The organism is Methylobacterium sp. Leaf99 (assembly GCF_001422375.1).
GTDB lineage: Bacteria > Pseudomonadota > Alphaproteobacteria > Rhizobiales > Beijerinckiaceae > Methylobacterium.
Map to the genome: position 1 here is coordinate 533062 of NZ_LMMU01000007.1, position 17806 is coordinate 550867.

At 64.5% G+C, this 17806-nt stretch carries 10 protein-coding genes; 7 read left to right on the forward strand and 3 right to left on the reverse strand.

Annotated features, from left to right (window positions below; all coding sequences use genetic code 11):
• Positions 1–17: 17 nt before the first annotated feature.
• The 6 genes from ASF28_RS13375 (at position 18) to ASF28_RS13400 (ending at position 10693) form a co-directional block, all read left to right on the forward strand.
• Complete coding sequence (locus ASF28_RS13375) at positions 18–680, forward strand: hypothetical protein (RefSeq protein ID WP_056093202.1); 663 nt, start codon at positions 18–20, stop codon at positions 678–680.
• A gap of 645 nt (positions 681–1325) precedes the next feature.
• Complete coding sequence (locus tag ASF28_RS13380) at positions 1326–2525, forward strand: IS256 family transposase (RefSeq protein ID WP_056093205.1); 1200 nt, start codon at positions 1326–1328, stop codon at positions 2523–2525.
• A gap of 710 nt (positions 2526–3235) precedes the next feature.
• Positions 3236–7567 carry an NACHT domain-containing protein gene (locus ASF28_RS13385; RefSeq protein ID WP_082476551.1) on the forward strand — a complete coding sequence of 1444 codons (4332 nt, stop codon included), beginning with the start codon at positions 3236–3238 and terminating at the stop codon, positions 7565–7567.
• 685 nt (positions 7568–8252) lie between these two features.
• Positions 8253–9386, forward strand: coding sequence for a PGN_0703 family putative restriction endonuclease (locus ASF28_RS13390; protein ID WP_056093208.1), 1134 nt, complete (start codon positions 8253–8255; stop codon positions 9384–9386).
• Between the two features lie 115 nt (positions 9387–9501).
• Positions 9502–9852 carry a DUF2958 domain-containing protein gene (locus tag ASF28_RS13395; RefSeq protein WP_056094197.1) on the forward strand — a complete coding sequence of 117 codons (351 nt, stop codon included), beginning with the start codon at positions 9502–9504 and terminating at the stop codon, positions 9850–9852.
• Between the two features lie 367 nt (positions 9853–10219).
• A complete protein-coding gene (locus tag ASF28_RS13400) occupies positions 10220–10693 on the forward strand; it encodes a VOC family protein (RefSeq protein WP_056093212.1) in 474 nt (157 codons plus the stop codon).
• A 213-nt stretch (positions 10694–10906) separates the two neighbouring features.
• Here the strand turns inward: ASF28_RS13400 and ASF28_RS13405 are convergent, their stop codons facing one another.
• Together ASF28_RS13405 and ASF28_RS13410 are read right to left on the reverse strand one after the other, a co-directional pair.
• The gene (locus tag ASF28_RS13405; protein WP_056093215.1) at positions 10907–14080 is read right to left on the reverse strand and encodes an efflux RND transporter permease subunit; all 3174 of its coding nucleotides are present in this window, start codon (positions 14078–14080) and stop codon (positions 10907–10909) included.
• A gap of 58 nt (positions 14081–14138) precedes the next feature.
• Positions 14139–15308: an efflux RND transporter periplasmic adaptor subunit gene (locus ASF28_RS13410; protein WP_056093217.1), complete on the reverse strand. Its 1170-nt coding sequence runs from the start codon at positions 15306–15308 to the stop codon at positions 14139–14141.
• Between the two features lie 145 nt (positions 15309–15453).
• On the opposite strand from ASF28_RS13410, the gene ASF28_RS13415 reads away from it, so the two are divergent.
• Positions 15454–15987: a TetR/AcrR family transcriptional regulator gene (locus ASF28_RS13415; RefSeq protein WP_056093220.1), complete on the forward strand. Its 534-nt coding sequence runs from the start codon at positions 15454–15456 to the stop codon at positions 15985–15987.
• Between the two features lie 213 nt (positions 15988–16200).
• On the opposite strand, the gene pdxR is transcribed toward ASF28_RS13415, so the two are convergent.
• Positions 16201–17688 carry a MocR-like pyridoxine biosynthesis transcription factor PdxR gene (pdxR, locus tag ASF28_RS13420; protein WP_056093223.1) on the reverse strand — a complete coding sequence of 496 codons (1488 nt, stop codon included), beginning with the start codon at positions 17686–17688 and terminating at the stop codon, positions 16201–16203.
• Positions 17689–17806 lie beyond the last annotated feature (118 nt).

Sequence of the window (17806 nt, forward strand, 5' to 3'; positions counted from 1 at the left end):
CCCGGAGGGAGCGCACCATGGGCGGAAGCTCGGCCGACCTCGAGGAGCTACTGGTCGACGTCATTGACCCAGGTAACCCGACCCCAAGTATGCTGCCGGCGATCTTCCGCAACATTGTCGGGCGGCTCGACGAAGCCGGGCTCGCCTACGCCATAGTCGACCGCATCGCCCTGACGCTGCACGAGCAGGCCCGCTTCGTCGGCGCGATCGAGATCGTCGCCGACTTCGGCGCGGACGAGGACGAGCGCGCCGCGGAGATCGTGCGGGCGACGCAGGCTGCGTTCGCCTCGTACATGGACCCGCACCTGTCTCGGCTGGCAATCAGCATAACACTGCGGTCCTGCTCCTGCGCGACCGAGACTCAACTGTTGGGCGAGGGGCTTACACTCCCGTGGTTCGGCGTGCCGGCGCGGCTGGCGAGCGCGGAGCACCTGCTCTGGCTGTGGTGCCATACCGAGGGCCCCGACCATGCCATGAATGCTGCCGCGCTGATCGCGGGCGGCACGGTCGACCTCCACCGTGTGCAGCGCCTGCTACGCGAGACGGACGACATTGAGGAGAGTAGCCAGCGGCGGCTGCGACTTGCGATCGGCAATGCGGTTTTGTCGACGGTGTCTTCGTTCAGCCAATTCATGGACGAACGGCGCGCCCGGCTTGACCCAAACTGCGTGCCGGTCTGACGCATGCTGCAGGGTGGCTCCTCAGAGGTGTGAGCCCGGTCCGACCGAGCGGGAACACGACGATCGGTACGAAGGTTATTCGGCTCCGCAACTCCGCACCATGCGGCCCGGCAGCTACATCCTTCGGAAACACATCCCCCCGGGGGCGGGTACGACGAAGAGGCCCTGCTCCCAGCGGCATGATAGCAGCCAAACGCAGTCCCCGGCGCCACCCGCATCCCACTGTCGCAGACTTAGCCCAACCCTACTGCTCTGCCTCCCGCGATAACCGAACCTGGTCACACCACCCGACCAAGCGCATCGACCTTTCGACGCCGATCCGCCACAGGCCAAGTGTTTGAAACTTGATGCCTCTCGCTGGCCCGGTGACAGCGACATGCCGGCTTTTGCGACGCCTACGACCTGTAGCTCGCTCCCACGAGAAAGCCGTACGATGTTCCCTGGAGTTGGGCGACGATGATGCGAACTCCTGACCCTTAGCTGAAGTCCGGAAGGTCCGCTTCGCGGGGCGATCAGAGCGGAGCAATGCAGCGGCTGCGAGGGCCTGGTCGTGTCCCAGGCGGTGGTGTAGCTGAGGGGTGGTCATCGGCGGTTGCCGGGTAGGGTTGGGTTGCGACAGTCAACCCCGAACCTGAGAGACCCCCGATGACCGACGAGATCATGGCCCTGCGCGGGCTGATGGAGAAGAGCGCCGACGCCGATTTGCTGCGCGAGATGATCGGCTTTGCGGCCGAGCGATTGATGGAACTGGAGGTCGGCGGCCTGACCGGCGCGGCTCATGGCGAGAAGAGCGCCGAGCGGCTGGTCCAGCGCAACGGCTACCGTGACCGAGACTGGCAGACGCGGGCCGGCACGGTCGAGTTGCGCATCCCGAAGCTACGCAAGGGCAGCTACTTCCCGGGCTTCCTGGAGCCACGCCGCATGGCCGAGAAGGCGCTCACGGCAGTGATCCAGGAGGCCTACATCCAGGGTATCTCGACCCGCTCGGTCGATAACCTCGTGCAAGCCATGGGCGGCACGGGCGTGTCGAAGAGCCAAGTCTCGCGGCTCTGCCAGGAAATCGACGAGCGAGTCGGCGCGTTCCTCGACCGTCCCATCGAGGGCGAGTGGCCGTATCTTTGGATCGACGCGACCTACGTGAAGATCAGGAGCGAGGGCCGCATCGTCTCGGTCGCCGTCATTGTGGCGGTCGGCGTCAACAGCGACGGCCGGCGCGAGGTGTTGGGCATGGACGTCGGGCCCTCCGAGGCCGAGACGTTCTGGACGGCGTTCCTGCGCAAGCTCGCCCGGCGTGGTTTGCGAGGGGTCAAGCTCGTGATCTCGGATGCGCACGCGGGCATCAAGGCCTCCGTGGCCAAGGTCATGAACGCGACCTGGCAACGCTGCCGCGTCCACTTCATGAGGAACGTGCTCGCCCATGCCGGCCGCAGCGGGCGGCGCGTCGTCTCCGCCTTCATCGCCACCGCTTTCGCCCAGGATGATGCCGAGGCGGCCCGTCAGCAGTGGCGGCGGGTGGCCGACCAACTCCGCCCCAGAGTGCCCAAGCTCGCCGCTCTGATGGACGCCGCCGAGCCCGACGTGCTGGCCTACATGGGCTTTCCGGCAGCACACCGGGTCAAGCTGCACTCGACCAATCCGCTGGAGCGCCTCAATGGCGAGATCAAGCGCCGGACCGAGGTGGTCGGCATCTTCCCCAACGAGGCTGCCGTCACCCGTCTCGTCGGTGCGATCCTGCTCGAACAGAATGACGAATGGGCCGTCCAGCGCTCCCGCTACATGACGCTGGAAAGCATCGCCCCAATCGGCGATGATCCCCTCGTCAGCCTGCCCACCTTGGCAGCCTGATCCGCCCGGCCCAAGCCGGCGATCGTGGTGGCTCTCAGCGAGCTACACCACGCCTAGGGACGCGACCCGAGGGCCTCATAGGCGATCGTCGCAACCTCCCTTGCAAGGCCGATGCGCAGCAGGTCTTGAGCCCCGTAGGGCTAGTGGAAGCGTCTGGTGCAAGGATCTGTGTAACTTTTCAGGGTCCTTTCTCGCCGCCCGCGAAAACGCCTGGCACGCCCTCTTGATCGGCAAAGGCCTGCAACTTCATAAGGCGAGTCACAGCTCGCCTAAATCATCGGACCCGCCGAATGTTGCGGGGGCTTTTTTCCTGGCGTGACGCGCCTCGACCACGGTACGGGAGTGGCCATCGTCGGGGTCCAGCTCGTCATGCTGGTCCCATTGAATGGGAGGTGCACGCGAAAGCGCCAACTCGACTCGCCGGCCGCTTTCGCGGATGACGATGGGCGGTCCACTTGCCGCAACGGGGACAATCACTCGATTGAATTCGCGGGCGCGCAAGCGAATCATGGGTCAGCGAATGCAGCCGAACTGAAGCGCTTCAGCATTCGAGGCCTTATGCCCGAAATAATCCAGCAAAAATGAGTCCTTCGCCGATAGGAACTCATTGTTCCCCGATTTGTACTTTTGTCCAAATAGCTCGAAGCAACCATGTTTCCCGGGGCCGATTGACCTGCTTGAATGGTGCAAGGGAAAGTTGATCCGCAGCCGTGAGTAGAGACGAGTTCTCCGAAAAGACCAAGCTCCAGGTCGCAAAGGCGACTGGCTTTCTTTGTTCATTTCCGGGGTGCCGGGTCATCACCGTAGGCGCGACCGAAGACGGTCAAGGTATCATCAATATCGGCACGGCTGCTCACATCTGCGCTGCCGCCAGCGGAGGTCCTCGTTACGACGTTAAAATGTCGCCGGACGAGCGCTCAGCTGCCAGCAATGCGATCTGGCTTTGCCGTGACCACGGCAAGGCGATCGACTCCGACGTGAAGGCTTTCCCCACCGGCCTGTTGCGGGAATGGAAGCGGCAAGCGGAACAGGAAGCCTGGCGTCAGGTCACCCGCTCTGGGGCTGCGCAATCGCCGAGGCCGCCAGCAGCACCCTTGTTTTCGCGGATAAGAACCGCTGCCGCAGAGAACCTCAAGAACTATTGCGCGACCGACAAATGGCCCGCTACTCGGGTTGCTCTGATGGTCAAGGTGGAGGGCCTCCCTGAGCCGCTAACGACAACGGCGCTCGCAGATGCCGGTACCGCTCTTCAGGACTTGGTTCTCGTCGCTCCGCCCGGCATGGGCAAGACAACAACGATCTTTCAAATTGCCGAAGGGGTGCTTGCAAACGGGAACGGCATTCCGCTGATTGTCCACCTCGGCGACTGGGCTACCGGGAATGCAACGGTGCTGGGGTCGATCCTCCGGCGAGCTGCATTTCGCGGCATTTCCGAGGATGAGATTCGGGAGGTCGCTCGTCAGCCCGGCGTTGTCCTTCTTCTCGACGGTTGGAACGAGTTGGACCTTGGGGCTTCAGCACGCGTACGCGTTGAGATTGAAAACCTTAAAGCCGAATTGCCCCAGCTTGGCCTCATTGTTTCGACCCGCAGGCAGGCCCTCGACGTTCCCTTTCGAGGGGCCCACCTCGAATTACAGCCACTCAATGAAGAACAGCAAATGCAGATCGCCACGGATATGCGCGGCGAGGCAGGTGCCGAGCTTGTGGACCATGCGTGGCGCACTCCGGGGGTGCGCGAGCTTGTTTCTATACCCCTCTATCTGACTGCCCTTCTCTCTCTCCCTGAGGGTGTGCCATTCCCGACGACGAAGGAGGAAGTGCTACGCCATTTCGTGGGAGCCCATGAAAAAGTTCCCAGAAACGCTGAGGCCTTGCGAGGCGTCGCAGACGGGTTGCAACGCAAGTACCTCGACGGACTCGCCGTATTCGCTATAAGAACAGCCAATACGACCATAACCGAGGGCAACGCTCAGGTTTCCGTTTCGGGTACGGCCACCCTGCTTGTGGAGAACGGCCTCATCACGATCAGGCCTAAACCGAACGCCATTCTGGATGTTCTTGTGGGCAACCACCTGCTCACGCGGGAGCGGGACGCCGGGTTCTCGTTCCAGCACCAGCAGTTGCAGGAGTGGTACGCCTCCCACAGCGTGGAGGGCCGGGTCTTGGCTGAGCTTGACGACCCGAAAGCGCGCGAGACGCTCAAGGCCGAAATCTTCGACATGCCTGTTTGGGAAGAATCCATCCTATTCGCGGTGGAGCGTCTTGCACGCGGAAGCGCCCTCCAGAACGTGGCCTGCGGCAAGGCTATTCTGGCCGCCTTCGAGGCCGATCCTATGCTCGCCGCGGAGATGATTGCCCACGCGACGGACGAGGTATGGGTGCAGATCGGTCCGACCATTCAAGTCCTGGTGGGCCAATGGCACGCGACCGGAAAGGTCGACCGGGCTTTTCGGTTCATGCTGACCTCGGGCCGTTCCGAATTCCTGCCATGGATCTGGCCGCTCGTTACGGACCGCAACCACCAGGTCAGCCTGAAGGCCCTGCGCAGTTGCGAGAGGTTCCGACCCTCGATCCTCGGCAACGACGTCGAAGCAAAAATCAGGGCGCTCGACCACGATCCCCGCAAGGTGCTGCTGCACGAGATGGCGTCGCACGGGGGTTTGGACGGGCTCGATCTTGCTTCCGCCATCGCGAAGGGCGATCCCGACCCCGATGTGCAGGCTACCGTCATCGAAGCGATGGCATTCCGCCGCGCTGATCGCCATGTCGCGGAGGTCCTGAGTGACGCGAGCGAGGCTACATTCGACTTGGTGGCCGGTAGGGGACTGATCGACGAGGTTCAGGATCTCGCGGTTCGTCAAGGTGTCGCAGCTGCGCGCCAGCGCATTGCCCCTAACGAGTCGCCCTATGATTGCCTTAGCCGCTTCGCTCACGGGCCGGTTGATGCCGCCCGAGCGAATGAGCTGACCCGAATCATTAGCACCATCGAGATCGACGGTCGGCACAACTCGGCGGTTTCGCTGATCTACAAGGCGCGCGAGCGATATCCGGACGCCGTTGCGGCTGGCCTGCTCGCCAGGACTCGCGCCGGGCTTCCAATCTTCTTCGGTACGGACGACCTGCTCGCCGCATCCGGCCTCGTTCTCGACGACGACGCGCTCGTCGAGATTGTGCTCATGAATCCCGAAGGTCGCGATGGTCGCTCGGAGGCGGCCGCTTCCGTACTTGGTCCGGTTTCTGCTGGGCGGCTGATCGAGGACTTCCTCGCGCTTGCGCCTCGGGAGCGCACCGACCGCACGGCCAGCGAAGCCTGCAGCAAGTTGCGCAGCCTTATTGCGCATGTTCCCGGCGCAAGCCTGGCCGCTGCTGCCGCGGCCCGTTCTTCAACCTTGAACAACAAGCAGATCGCGTTGGTGGCGGATGTTCTAGGTCGGGGCCGCGACGACGAAGACTCGGATCGGGGGCGGCCTTTCGACCCACAGGCCATTGCAACGGTTCAGGGCCTCGTGGAGGATTGGGGTAATCGCCTGCTCGCCGCAAGTGACGTTCGCCGGTGGGATAGGGCCGAGGTCGTCAGATTGGCGGGGCTCGTGCCCTCTCCTGCAATGCTGCCGCTGCTCGGCCGCATGCTTGACGACGAACTAGCGCAGTATCGAGAGTTCTGGAGGCAGGCCGAAGCTGAAGGGTGGCTGGGCAATGCTGCGGACGAAGCCCGCACGCTCTACACCCACCAGTTTCAGCGCGCTTTCATGGCGATCAGGTCGCCCGAGACCACCGCCATGATGCGAGAGTATCTCGCAGACGAGCATTTTGGCGAGTTCGCTGCAGGGGTGCTCGCGGGGCAGTGGCGCCAAGTGAACGAGCCGCAGCCGAAAAAGGCTACCTTCGGCAGGGACGAGTTTGCAGATGTGGCAGCGAAGCGGGCAACCAGGGCAGGCAATCCTAAGGGGACCTGTGACGCGGCGGAGACGATCTTCGTCGTTATCGATCAATTGCTGGCTGACGACGCTACCGAAGAACAAAGGAAACTAGCCCTTTTGCTCGGATCGGTGGCGTGCCGCCTTCCTCATGGGCGGCGGGACGGAACCATCTCAAAGCTCGTTGCTGTAGCACCGAGGCGCGCGCGGGCGGGGCTGCTGGCGGCCCTCGCGTCGTCGGGTGTGACATTGGACGCCAGGGTCGTCGCTGCAGGAATTAGGGAAACCATTGAGGCGGCACAACAGGAGCGATGGATACTCGATAACGACGCCTACGAACTCCGCGCCTGGACCCGGATCCTGCCCTTCATAAACCGTCTGTCCGAAGTGCCTGGCATCATACGTGAGCTGGCTCCTGTGCAGCGTAACCGCCAACTCTTGGAAGAGATCATCCGGGGGCTCGGCCTTGTCGGCTCGCGCGATGCCGAGGAGCTCCTTTTCGAACTCGCCGTGGAAGATCCCCACCTTTATGAGGACTATAACTGGCGTTCGACCGTAATGCGGTTTGGAACCCCTACATCGGCGCGGCGCCTGTTCGACCTTGCGGCAGGGGGGCTTTTGAGCGGCAGGTCCTCGGACAGTTGGCAGCTTTCGCGTGGTCTGAGCGAGCTGATGGCGGGCGATGCTGACATGCGTCGCCACGTCTACAACTGCCTCTTGAAAGGTGGCCCGGCCATGCCAGGATTTCTCGTTCTCACCGGTGCGGTGGCGGAGGACCCGGACGAGGAGGGTCTCCTGCTGCTCGTCCGCTTCGAGCAGGAAACGGACGGGTCGCTGGTCGGTTGGCGAACGATCGAGAGCGTCGTGACTGACCGGGTGCCTGCTAACGGCTACGGGCAGAATGTCTACAATATCGTTCCAAAACCCGTCGCCGAACTGCGCAGCAAGCTGCTCGCAATGACGACGGATGGTGGGCCGTCGGACCACGCAGCACGCCACCTGAACTACATCGACTCAGCTCGAGATGAGCACGGCAGACCCGAAACGGAGCCGCGGCATCCGGACCTTGCGTCGGTAAAGCCTTGGCCCATCATGAGGCCTGACCCGAATGCCAGAGCGGATTAAGCTATGCACGCCTCGCTATGAGGCGGCGTCCGCGTTGCGTCACAATCGGCGTCCTGAGTAGCCCGCCGATAGGGCTTCTCCGCTAGCTGATCGAGCGCCGCATCACGCCGAACCGTGTGTCCGCTTTGGAGCAGCGCGTAGGTACTGCCGAAAGGCCGAAGTGGGACGCTAATTGGAGCGTCCGCTTCCGGGCGCGGCCCCAATGTCGGCTGTTGGCGCATTTCGGAAGAAGAGTTCGAACGACGGCTCTTTGACGCACCAAATGGAGTGCACCCAAGCTGTCAGCCCCGCTATCTTCACGAAAACACCAGCCAGACTAGAGAAGACGCCGGCCAGCTGGCGGTGGTGGTGGACTACCTGTACCTGCTCCTTCTGCGCCAACACCCCCGCCAGGCAGCGAGGCGTAGGCAGCCAGCCCGGCGGTAGGCAGCGGTGCCGACCACTACCTGGACGTACGCCCCAGACAGCCACAGCGACGACGGCTACGATTGCGGCGACCAGCGACGTGACCCTTTAGTCCCACCCTGCGGATATCCCCAATGAGCTCACTCAACGAGCACGCCTACACCGACCTTCGTTGCTCCCACAAAGCTCCTTGCCATCGACCTATTCGGTTCAGTTGTGAAGCCTATCCGAGAACCCTGACCTGACCGCAACACCGCGGCCGCAAGTCAGGACCCTCCTCATGGCCGACAACGCCTTCGTCCCACTGCCAGCCGCCAGCGGCCCCAACCCTTCCTCCTCCAATCTCGACGTCTTCGATCCGAGCGGCCTCGGCCCGCTCCCCATCCTGCCGATCATTCCCGATGCCCAGCGCCGGGGCCACCACGTCTTCACTCCTGCAGATCACCGTTTCAAGGCCGCGGCCCGCTTCCTCCAGGCACTCTGGCGCGAGGATCACGACCTGCCGATCGGCCATCTTTCGACCAGCACCACGGGCAAGCGCCGCCGCCTTGGATCGCGAATCAATGCCGCAGCTGGTGACCACGGGGCCAACTTCCTTCATCCCGACATCGTGCCTGTCGTGGCCCGGGCTCTGGCTTACCGCGAACTCGGAGCCGTCTATGATGTGGAGCGCCTCAAAACCAACCTGCTCTCCTCGCAGCCACTGACGTTCAACCTTTTTGGCCTGCTGCAACGCGACTCAGCGCTCGCGGCACGCTTCATCGCGGACCTCCTCCCAGGCGTCATTGCGGAGGTCGAGGAAATCATCTTCGAGCACAGCCCCGGCCGTGGCGACCACCGCTTCACCGCCGACGGCACGGCCTTCGACCTAGCCATTCGCGGGCGCTCCAAAGCGGGCGAGCGGGTCTTCATTGGGATCGAGGTCAAATACAGCGAGAGCGGCTACGAGCCAGCGCCGCGGCTTGAAGACCGATATGCAACCATTGCCCCTGCCGCCGACCTCTTCATCGACGCCGCCGCCCCCAGCCTGACAACCAACCCCTGCCAGCAACTCTTCCGCCAGCACTGCCTCGCGGCAACGATCCTCGATCAAGGCCTCGCCGAATACGCTGTGCTCGCGTTCATTGCCCCCCAGCACAACCACTTGGCCCAGGCCGCAGCCACAACCTACGCCCGCCACCTTCACTCGGCTCTCACAGGACGCATCCCATTCGTCCCACTGACCCTCGAACGTGTCATCGCCGCCATTGCCACGGCCGGGCTGCCCGAACATGCCCAGGCTCTCCACCGACGCTACACCGACTTCTGGCGAGTAGACGGCGAACTCCAGTTGGACGCTGTGCCCGAATCAACGCTGTTCACTGCCGGCACCAGTTCATCCAGGCGTCAGCGCCGTACGGCGACAGCCGCCTGACGCCAGTCGCCGACAACCATTTACTGCATCCAAGCACCCTGCAGTGGACCCGGCCCTGGCACTCAACCGCCAGGGTCTCGGCCGCCTGCTGCCATCCCAACAAGTGAGCACGCACATGCCCACCTTTCGCCTACTCGACAGCGATCGCACCCAGCTGCTCGCCAACGGCCGTTCATCGCAAAACGACCCGGACTTCGACCCGGCGCCAGTCGTGAAGCTATTCATGCCGGATGGCCCCGGTACATGGCTTCTCACTGAGCTGGACCCGAACGAGCCAGACCGTGCCTTCGGCCTCTGCGACCTCGGCCATGGCTACCCGGAGCTCGGCTACGTCCTCATCAGCGACCTCGCGGTCATCCGCGGTCACCTTCGTTTGCCGATCGAGCGCGACGCCCATTTCGAGCACGACAAGCCCCTGTCCCACTACACACGGGAGGCTGCCGCCGTGGGCCGAATCACGGCTTAACCCTCAACCCTTCATGGCCAATGCGCATCCGGCCGATATCGTGCTCCGGCCCGCTTATTGCGCAGCGAAGCCGCCACCACCCAAACTCCAGTATCTCAAGATTCTCGCGAAATCGCTCATGTTTAAGTCTTTGAAAATATGAGGCCCTCGACCCAATCCTTCTGCCCACATCCGCCCTTCATCGCCACCAGCGAGCTGTAGCTCAGCCCCACCGATATGCCGGCGTCATGATGCCAATTCGGCGGTTAAACTCTCTGGTTGCATTGCTTGGATGACGGAAATTAAAAGTTGGGCGTCAGTCAAAAGCGGACGTTCCGACTCCGACCCATAGCAGACGAGCAGCCCGTTTGCCGGTAGGACAGTCTGCATGACCGAGCATACAACCTTCCAGGTGCAGCGTGCCGACCACGTCGGCTTCGTGGTCGCCTCCCTCGATGAGGCGCTTCGGTTCTGGGTTGATGGGCTTGGCGCGCGGCTCGTGCGCACGGGCGAGATGGGAGGCGAGTTCCTCGGCCAAGTGACGGGCGCGCATGGGGCGCAGGTGCACATGGCGATCGTGTCGCTTGCAGATCAGACGATCGAACTCCTTGAGTATCAGGGCGTGGATCGGCCGAGCGCACCGGCCAAGCCGTTCGACCCGGGCTTCGCGCATCTCGCCCTCGTGGTCGATGACATCGACGAGCTTTTGGCGCGGATCGCCGCCTACGGCTGGAAGGCACAAGGCACGCCGCAGCCGATCGCGGGTGGCGCGCGGGCCGGAACGCGGGTGATCTACGTCGTGGGCCCGGACGGCGCGACGATCGAGTTCATGCAGCCGCCAACCGCTGTTCGCGACCGCTGATCCTTCTGATCGAGTGTCCGCTTTCCACCTGACCTGGTCGTTGAGCGGACGGGCGGGTCACGACCCAACCCGGTCTCTACTCCTTCGTCGGGACTAGTCGGAAAGCGGTCGGTCGTTGTGCTGTGCGTTCTGGTTTGTAGCCGAGCTGCTTGGGGAGCGCGAAAGTAGGGTTCGATGATTGCCGGAGGCAAACCTCCGGCAATCCGTCACTCATTATCGAACACCGCGCGTCATATCGATGTTCGAGGGCAAGCTCATCGTTTCATCGGCCGCACGCGGAGACGTGGCTCTTGGCCTGCCGCGGAAGGCAGAGGCAATCAGCACGTAGAACAGCGGGGTGACGAACACGGCCAGCACCGTCGCCGTGATCATGCCGCCAAGCACGCCGGTGCCGATGGCCCGCTGGCTGTTCATGCTCGCGCCCGTGGCGACGGCCAGCGGTACCACGCCGAGGATGAAAGCGAACGACGTCATGACGATGGGCCGGAAACGCAGCTCACAGGCTTCGAGGGCCGCCTCGCGCACGGGCCGCCCCTGTGCCACGAGTTCCTTGGCCACCTCGATGATCAGAATCGCGTTCTTCGCCGTCAGGCCGATCACCGTGATCAAGCCGACCTTGAAGTAGACGTCGTTCGGCATGTCACGAAGCAGCATTGCGAAGACCGCACCGACCACGCCGGTCGGCACCACAAGCAAGACGGCGAGCGGGATCGACCAGCTCTCGTAGAGCGCGGCGAGGCAGAGGAAGACACAGAATAACGCCAGGGCGAGCAGGTACACGGCCTGAGAGCCAGAGAGCTTCTCCTGCAGGGATTGCCCGGTCCAGGCATAGTCGAAGCCCGCGGGCAGTTGCCCGGCAAGGCGCTCCATCTCGGCCATGGCGTCGCCGCTGGCGAAGCCGGGGGCGGCGCTGCCCGAGATCTTGATACTCGGATAGCCGTTGAACCCGACCACCTGTGCGGGACCCATGGTCCACGCGATGCTGGCAAAGGATTGCAGCGGCACCATCTGGCCCTTCGCATTGCGGACATGCAGGTCGAGCAGATCCTCGGCCTTCATCCGGCGCCCGGCTTCCGCCTGCACTATCACCCGCTGCATGCGGGCCTGATTCGGGAAGTCGTTGACGTAGGCCGAGCCGAGGCTCGTCGAAAGCGCGTCGTTGATGTCGGCGAAGGTGACGCCAAGCGCGCTCGCCTTCTGCCGGTCGAGGGAGAGCTCGATCTGCGGCGCCGTGGGTAGGCCCTCGACGTAGACGCCCGCAAGGACCGGGCTCTGGCTCGCCGCCTTCAGCAGCTGGTCGCGTGCAGCCGCTAGCGCGGCATAGCCCTGCTGCGCCTTGTCCTGCAGGCGGAAGGCGAAGCCGCTCGAATTGCCGAGTGCCTCGATAGCCGGCGGTGACAGCGCCATGGCGATGGCGTCGGGCAGGCCGCCGAGCACCGCGTTGGCGCGGGCGCTGATCGCCCCGGCCCCGTCCTTCGGTCCACGCTCCTTCCAGTCCTTCAACGTGACAAAGGTGATGGCCGCGTTCTGGCCCTGGCCCGAAAAGCCAAAACCCAGCAGCGTGACGCGCGCCGCTACGGCCGGTTCGGCTTCGAAGTGTTCCTCGATGCGCTCAGCCACGTCGAGCGTGCGGCCGGTGGCCGATTCCGGCGGGGTCTGCGCGTCGACGATGACGTAGCCTTGGTCCTCGATGGGTAGGAAGCTCGACGGCATGCGCACGTATCCCCAGCCGAGCGCCGCGACGAGTGCGGCGTAGACGAGGAGCGAGCGCACCGGCCGCCGCAGCATCCCGGCGACGCCCGCCCGGTAGGCCAGCGTGCCGGAGTGGAAGCGGCGATTGAACCAGCCGAAGAACCCACCCTTATTAGCATGGCCATGGCCGGCCTCGACGGGCTTCAACAGGGTCGCGCAGAGGGCGGGCGTGAGCGACAGGGCCAGGAAAGCCGAGAAGGCAATGGAGGTTGCCATGCTGACCGCGAACTGCCGATAGATCACCCCGACCGAGCCGGGAAAGAAGGCGAGCGGCACGAACACGGCAATCAGCACGGAGGTGATGCCGATGATCGCGCCGGTGATCTGCCCCATGGCCTTGCGGGTGGCCTCCCTCGGGGAGAGGCCTTCCTCGCTCATGATGCGCTCGACATTCTCGACAACCACGATGGCGTCGTCGACCAGGATGCCGATGGCCAGGACCATGCCGAACATCGTCAGGACGTTGATGGAGAAGCCGGCCGCCAGCAGCGCGCCGCAGGTGCCCAAGAGTGCCACCGGAACCACGATGGTCGGGATGACGGTGTAGCGCACGTTCTGCAGGAACAGGAACATCACCGCGAAGACGAGCGCCATCGCTTCAGCAAGGGTCATCAGCACCTTCCTGATCGACACTTCGACGAAGGGCGTGGTGTCGTAGGGTACCGTGACGCTGACATTCGCGGGCAGCGTGCGCTGGAGCTGGGCGATCTTGTCTTTTACCCCGGTCGCGGCGGCGAGCGCGTTGCCGCCGGGTGCGAGCTGGATGCCGATGCCGGCGGCCGGGCGACCGTCGAGGCGGGTCTGCATCGTGTAGGACTGGCCCGCGAGCTCGACCTCGGCCACGTCGCGCAGGCGCACCAGCGAGCCATCCGGGTTGGCGCGCAGGACGATCTCCTCGAACTCGGCGACCGTCGTCAGCTGCCCCTTCACCAGCACGCTGGCGGCGATGCGCTGACCTTGTTTGGCAGGCTGGGCGCCGACGAGACCGGAGGCCACCTGGGCGTTCTGTGCGCCCACCGCCGTCGTCACATCGCCGGGCGTCATGTTGAAGCCGACGAGCTTCATCGGGTCGATCCAGATGCGCAGCGCCTTCTCGGACGAGAACAGGATGGCGCGGCCGACGCCCGGCACGCGACGCAATTCGCCCAGGATGCGCCGGGCGGCGAGGTCGCCGAGATCACTCTCGCTCAGGGAACCGTCGCGCGAGCTCACGACGACGAACTGGAGGAAGCTAGTGCTGGCCTCCTCGACGATGACGCCCTGCTGCGTCACGGCCCGCGGCAGGCGCGCCTCGATCCGCTTGATCCGGTTCTGGACCGCGACCGTGGACTTCGAGGGATCGGAGCCCGGCGCGAAGGAAGCCATGATCTGCGCCTGGCCCGAGGTGTCGCTGGTAGACTCAAAATACATCAGCCCCGGGATGCCGTTGAGCTCCTCCTCAATGATGCGGGTCACGCCGTCGTAGAGACGCTCGGGCGGGGCACCCGGGTAGACGGCGGTCACCTGGATCGTAACGGGGGCCACGTCCGGGTACTGCGAGACGGGCAGGAAGGCGATGGAGATCGCGCCCACCAGCATGATGAAGATGGAGATCGCCCAGGCGAAGATCGGGCGTTCGATGAAGAAGCGGGTCATGGGAATGCGCCTGCGCGAGCGGAATACCGGGACGGCACCGCGGCTGTTGGGACGGGGATCAGGACTTGCGGGATGCCTCGGTTGACCAGGCACCCTTCCAGGGGACCGGGTTCACCGGCATCCCGGGCTGGATCTTCTGGAAGCCCTCGACGACGACGACCTCGTCGGCCTTCAGCCCCTCCTCCACGATCCATCCCGCACCCGTCAGGGCGCCGGTGCGGAGCGGCCGCAGCGCGGTCTTTCCGTCCACGACGACATAGGCCTGCGCCCCCCCGGCGCTGCTGCGCTGGATGGCCTGGGCGGGGACGACGACCGCGCCGGGAATCGTTCCCTGCCGAACCTGGATGCGGACATAGGTGCCCGGCAACAGGGCGACACGGGCGTTCGGGAAGGTGGCACGCAGACTGACCTGACCGGTGCCCGGGTCGACGCTGACGTCGGTGAACAGGAGCTGGCCGGCATCGGGGTGCAGGGACCCGTTGGGAAGAACGAGCCGCACCTCCGCCGCTTCCTTCCCGGCTGCCTGTTCAACGAGCAGGCTCGGGTCCGAGGCGGCCGCGTTGAAGTCGGCGTAGATGGGATCGACCTGTTGGATGAGCGCGAGCTTGGTCGCTTCCGCCTGGCCCACCAGTGCCCCCTCGGTCACCAGGGCCCGCCCGATGCGGCCGCCGATGGGGGCACGCACGGTGGCGTAGTCCAGGTCGATCCTGGCGCGCGCAAGCTGGGCCTTCGCGCTCGCGACGTCCGCCTCGGCTTGGCGCAAGGTTGCGATGGCGATGTCGTGTTGGGCGGTGCTGGCGGCCTGCTTCTCCAGAAGGGTCTCGGTGCGCTCCGACTGGCGCAACGCCTGGGTCCGCGTCGCCTCCGCGCGCGCCACGCCTGCCGTCCTGGCATCGACCTCGGCCTTGTAGACGGCCGGGTCGATGCGGAAGAGGACATCCCCCTTCCTGACAAGGCTGCCTTCCTCGAAGGCGCGCTCCTGGATAATCCCGGAGACCTGGGCCCTCACCTCGGCCACCCGCGTCGATGCTAAGCGCCCCGGCAGGTCGAGGGTGCGCGGCACCGTGGCCGCCGCCGCCACGACGGTCGAGACATCCATGGGCGACATCTCGGCGGCAGGTGCGGCCGGATTGCTCGCCTCCGGCTTGCAGCCGGTTAGGGTCATCGCCATGAGGAAAGGCAAGACGAGCCGGACGATGACCGGACGCCGATGATCAGGCCGTCTCATATTGTGGCATACCTCAGGTAGGAACGGGTCGTGGATGGCGTCGGATCGCGCTCGGACTGGTCTTGCGGTTCCGCGACTTCCTGGTTGGCATCGCACACCGCCGCGTTTAAATCCATACGTATGGAATGAAAAAGGGAATGGCTGAATGGGTCGCGCAAGGACCATCGACCGCGACCGGGTATTGGATGTCGCGGAGCAGATCGTCAGCCGGGACGGGGCCACGGCCTTGACCTTCGACGCCGTGGCGAAAGCCTCGGGCATCACCAAGGGGGGGGTACAGTACTGCTTCGGCACCAAGGACGATCTGATCGCCGCTATGGTGGAGCGCTGGTTGGCAAGATTTGACGCCGAGGTCGCACGGAGCACCCCGCCGGATGCTGACAACGTCGCGCGCGCGCGCGGTTACGTCGTGGCATCCAAGCGGATCGATGAAGCTACCCAGACCAAGATGGCCGGGATGCTCGTGACGCTGCTGCAGTCGCCCGGGTACCTGCACCGCGCCCGCACTTGGTACGCGGAATGGATTGGTATGTTCGACCCTGGCTCGGCGTCCGAGAGCCGCGCGAGGACGGCCTTTCTCGCTGCAGAGGGCGCCTTCTACCTACGCAGCCTCAACCTCATCGAATTGGACCAAGCTGGGTGGGATGACGTCTTCGACGACATACTCAAGCTCGTCTGAGCGGCATTTTCGAAGCTCGACGCGCCAGACTTTCCTTGCCGAACACACCTTCGCGACGGTCCAGCTCAAATTGCGAACGGAAAGGGGGCTGGAATGCGGAGTCCTGTCGTACCGTATGGTCTACTTCGATCGGAGCATCGCCCAAGAACGGACAGACAAAAATCGACCCAACTGCGCCCAAAAAGCCATCTCGTCGGGTGCTTTGAAGCAGACCTAACCCGTGCCTTCGTCGCGGTCTGCTTGCCCAAGCAATATCCGCTGCAACTGGCCGACCGCTGTCTCGATCTGCGTTTCGTTGAGCGATGAGTATCCAAAGACCAACATGTCATCTCGTGCCCCGGGGTCAAAATAATAGGCGGCTCCGCTTGAAAGGGCATAGACCCCGATGCCCTGCTCGCGTGCGAGGTGCTGAATCTGCCGTGCGGGCGGATAACCGGACGGGAGGCGCCAGACCAGATGCAAGCCACTCTCGCCGCCGAGTACGACGGCCCCGTCGAACGTCCTGCGCAGTGCTCCAATCAGAGAGTCACGGCGCGCCTTGTAGACCTGCCTCAGGCGGCGCAGGTGCCGGTCGAAGTGCCCCTCATCGATGAAGGCGGCGAGCGCGGCCTGTTCCAGCCAGGCCTGACCGTTGCTCATACGTGCCTTCAGCATCCGCGCCTCGTCCCAGAACATGCGCGGAACCGTGGCGAAGCCGATGCGAAGGCCTGCGCCAACGGACTTCGAGAACGTCCCGACGTAGAAGACGCGCCGGCCTCCGTCGAGACCGGCCAGGGCCGTCAGCGGCGGCCCGTCGTACCGGAAGTCGCTGTCGTAATCGTCCTCGACGATGTAGCTGTCGGTCTCCTCCGCCCATCGCAGCAGGGCCAGGCGCCGCGCCAGCGGCATAGTGGCCCCGGTGGGGAACTGGTGCGAGGGCGTGACGTAGAGCAGGCTGCCCTTGGCCGGCGGCAGGAGGTCGGTTCGCAGACCCTCGCCGTCGACCGGCACCGGATGGATCTCCATGTCGGCGTTCCTGAAGATCAGCGAGGCTCCGAGGTAGCAGGGGTTCTCGATGCAGAGCTGCCGGGTATGTCCCTTAAGCAGGTTGAACACGAGGTTGAGGGCATCCTGCCCGCCCGTGGTCACGATGACCTGATCCTCGGTCACCGCCACCGCTCTGGCCCGACGTAGGTGCGTGCTGATCGCCGTGCGCAACTCCGGGAGGCCGGCCGGATCGCAGTAATCGGTTAGGTATGTCGTCTCCCGCGCCAGGAGCCGCATCACGATCCGGCGCCAGATGGCCAGCGGGAACCCGGCCGGATCGGACCGCCCGACCCAGAAGTCGAGTTCGGGCCGGTCGCCGCCACCGCCCGGCGAGCCGGCGAAGCAAAGCAGCGGCTCGCTCGACGCGTCCAGCACCGGGCCGTTCGTGAGCGACCGACTGCCCTGTTGTATCAACAAAAGGCTGTCAGGGGGGATCGGCTCGACGAACAATCCGGCCGTGCCGCGGGCCCTGACGTAACCCTCAGCGGCAAGGCGTTCGTAGGCCAGCATCACGGTGTTGCGGGACACTCGAAGCCGCTCGGCCAGCAGGCGGCTCGGAGGCAGAGCCATGCCGGCCTTGATCTGCCCATCGAGGATGATCTCCCGAACCTGGTCGAACACCTGCGCCTGAAGAGGTTTATCGGACCGGGCGTCCAGTGTGAGCGTCAGTTCCACACGTTCCCTCCTGCTGGGCGTCGGCCCTTCGACGCGGCGTACCCCATCCAAGCGGCGTCGTGCTCGGTTTCAGGAACTCCCGGAAACCCGCGACAAAACGGTTGGTACCATGACGAGG